The sequence below is a fragment of the Caballeronia sp. genome (assembly GCF_049581465.1).
Taxonomy (GTDB): Bacteria; Pseudomonadota; Gammaproteobacteria; order Burkholderiales; family Burkholderiaceae; genus Caballeronia.
In genome coordinates, this window is sequence record NZ_JBAUSA010000971.1 from 1 (window position 1) to 2,884 (window position 2,884).

The following is a 2,884-nucleotide window of genomic DNA, read 5'->3' on the forward strand; positions in this document are numbered from 1 at the left end:
CGATACGGCCGTTCGGCATCACAAGCGTTGCGCTGTTCACGGGCAAGGTCGCATCGCCGACACCGCTCAAGCCGTTGTAGTAAATCGAGTTGATGAAGGTGTTTGTGCCACTCACCTGGTTCTGGCCGTCGGTCAGGATAATGAGGATCCGTTGCAAGCCTGCATTCTTCGTGGGATCGAGCGGCAGGTACTGCCCGCCCGTGACCGTCGGCCCGCCCCAGCCTTGGGGCCCGGCCCAGGTGGACGAAAGCATGCGCCAGCCCCACAGGAGGCCTTGTGGAATGATCGTCGAGCCTGCGGCGGCCATGTTGTTGATCGATGTATTGAGCGTACTCGGATTCGAGGTCATGAAGAGCGCCGGGTGCGTAATGCAACCTTCGTTCTGGTTGTAGGTCGTCGTGCTCGTGCCCTTGGGAGCGGTGCCGGCGAGTATCTGGGTTTCACTTGCCGCTTGTGCCCAATACTCAGTGAGCCCCGAATAAGCGTCCGCGGCAAATGGGTTGCCGGGCTGGCCGTTTGGATTAGGAGAGCCGGAGCCAAGTACCATCGGCACGTTATTGATGATTACGTTCGTCTTCGATGTCTTATAGCAGCCAGGGTAGTTGCTCGTACTGCAACCCGAGTACACCGTCAAACCCGTTGGCGGTACGTTGTAGTAGTACTTCTGGAACAGTTGCGAGGCAGGATTGCCGACGCCGATCCCGAGCGCACCGCCCGGCACGTTGCCGGCGCGCGGCTCAACCATGCATCCGCCCCAGCCAGTTGAGGTCGTGTTGATGCCCGTCATGTTGAACTGCGGCCATGCGGTCGTCAGGTTCGGGCTGAACCAGTTTTGTACGGTTGCAATTCCGCCCATGTTGACCGTGCTGGCGAACGGCACGAGACCGATCCAGAGGTTGCCACCTGTTTGCGAGGTATTGCCGGTGCCGAACATCAGCGTCACCAGTTCGGTGGCCGCTGTTTTCAAACCCGCCATCTTCGATCCGGTACCGCTACCCATGGAGCCTGTGTTATCCAGCGCCATCACGATTTCGAGGTTGGACATGTTCTGCCGCAGCACCTGGTTGGTGGCACTGACGGTGTCGGAGAGATAGGGCAGGAATCCTGCCGACAGCATGGGTACGGTGGCCTGCACGTTGAGCGTGATCGTCTGTCCGGTACCGAGCGAACCTGCGACCGTGGTGGTGAAGCTCGATGGGATAATCGCGCTTCTTAGATAATTCTTCGGAAAATTAACAAGAAGGTAGTTGTACGCATCGGTTTGCCAATTGGTCAGGTCGGTGCCCTGCAAGGTCGGGTAGTTAATGAGGTTCGCGCCCGAGGAGATCGCGGCGGCATCGAGCGCGTTTTGCAAGCGTGCCTGAACGAGATGGACGCGCAAGAGGTCAATGCTGCCGAGCATACCCATTAGGATGGTGACCAGGAAAATAGCGAAGAACGGCGTGACGGCGCCGCGCTGCGAGCGCCGGGCATGTCTGGCGCGTCCCCGAGCGCGTAGCGGATGGAGAAGCATGGCCGCGATCCTCATGATGCAGTTATTACGACAGGCTTGTCCCACCGCGGACGCGTGTACGCCACTTCATAGATCACCTGCGTGCCAGGCGCACCGGGCCAGAAATTGGAGGTCATCGTGAAGGGGTTGAAGGTGTAGAACACTTCCACGGCGAGCATGGAGTCGCCGCTGTGGAACGGCCAGCCCGAAGGCGTTATTCCGGCCCCCAGTTCCGACTTGAGGTTCGGGTTTTGCGTGCCATCGGCAGGCGACTGGCGCTGCCATAGTATTTTCGGTGTGCCGGCAACGCCAGGCGTCCCGACGGCGCCCGGGGTCGCGCAATTATTCGAATTCGTGTCGCAGACTGATGTGATGATGATTTCGCCGACATGGTCCATGTCGAGCGGCTCGGCGATGAGATCGCCTGCGTTCCAGTAAGCGCCTATGTTGTTGGCACTGGCGGTCGTGTCGATGTCGATGACGCTCGACTTCTGGCCGAGCGTGTCAGCCAGCGTGAATGCCGTACGCTCGACCGCAGCCGCTGCGCGAATATAGAGATAGGCTTCGGTGAAGCCGAGTAAACAGAGCAGGACGACGGGCAGGATCACCGCGAGCTCGATGCCGGCGACGCCGTCGTCACGGCGCAATCCGTGTCTTGCACGGCTCGCAGCGCGTCGAAGTGCGTGAGCGAGACGGCGCGTGGGGATGTGGATACAAGTCATTGCGAGGTCCCGGTCTGCTCGAGGTAAGTCTCGTTCTGCACGATGAAGGTACGCTGAAAGGTCAGGTTCGGAATGCCGACCAAGGTGGGGATACCCGTGAAGTCCTTCATGGTGACGACGATGTTGTAGCTCACGATGTCACCGTAGCTGCCCGTTCCTTCCACGCCCAGGTCGCTGTCGTAGACGCCGTTTTTGTTGACGTCGACATAGGGATCGCCGAGCACGTAATGGCCTACATTGTTCACGTCGGTATAAGGCTCGCCCTGGCCCACGGCTGAATACGACGGGTACGACTTCAGCGTGACCGTTATGACCGGCGAGCGGGCGGCCCAGGGTGAAAGCGTGTCATTGATGCTATCGCGCACCGCTTGCTCCAGCGTCTCACCTGTTGGCTGCACAGTGGTAATACCGAGCCGCGAGGCGCGCTGCGCCGCCGTTTCCACCGTCGCGTCTACCCACAAGTCCAGGGCAATCTCCACGCAACTGAGCGTGATGAAAATGACCACGGGTAACGCGATCGCGATCTCGATCGCGCTGACGCCGCGGTCGTCGCGCGAGCAGCGCCCGATCGCGCTAACCAGCCGCTTGCCACGAGCGAGGAACGAGTGCCGCAGATGCATGGGGACTCTCTCTGGTTTGCGGTAATCAGGAGCCGGCTTGCGGCGATGCC

The 2,884-nt window shown here is 60.3% G+C and carries 3 protein-coding genes; all 3 read right to left on the reverse strand.

What is annotated here, in order from left to right; translation table 11 throughout:
• Positions 1 to 1,513, reverse strand: a 1,513-nt coding sequence (locus tag WCA53_RS23855) for a Tad domain-containing protein (RefSeq protein WP_423916272.1), incomplete at its 3' end; no start/stop codon positions are given.
• Between the two features lie 11 nt (positions 1,514 to 1,524).
• Positions 1,525 to 2,214, reverse strand: a complete 690-nt coding sequence (locus WCA53_RS23860) for a TadE/TadG family type IV pilus assembly protein (RefSeq protein ID WP_423916274.1) — start codon at positions 2,212 to 2,214, stop codon at positions 1,525 to 1,527.
• Positions 2,211 to 2,884: TadE/TadG family type IV pilus assembly protein (locus WCA53_RS23865; protein WP_423916276.1), on the reverse strand; the 674-nt coding region annotated here is incomplete at its 5' end. The genes WCA53_RS23860 and WCA53_RS23865, both read right to left, overlap by 4 nt.

Bases quoted from the DNA above. Each gene is read 5' to 3' on its own strand.
- WCA53_RS23860 (WP_423916274.1), bottom strand. From the start codon at position 2,214: ATGACTTGTATCCACATCCCCACGCGCCGTCTCGCTCACGCACTTCGA.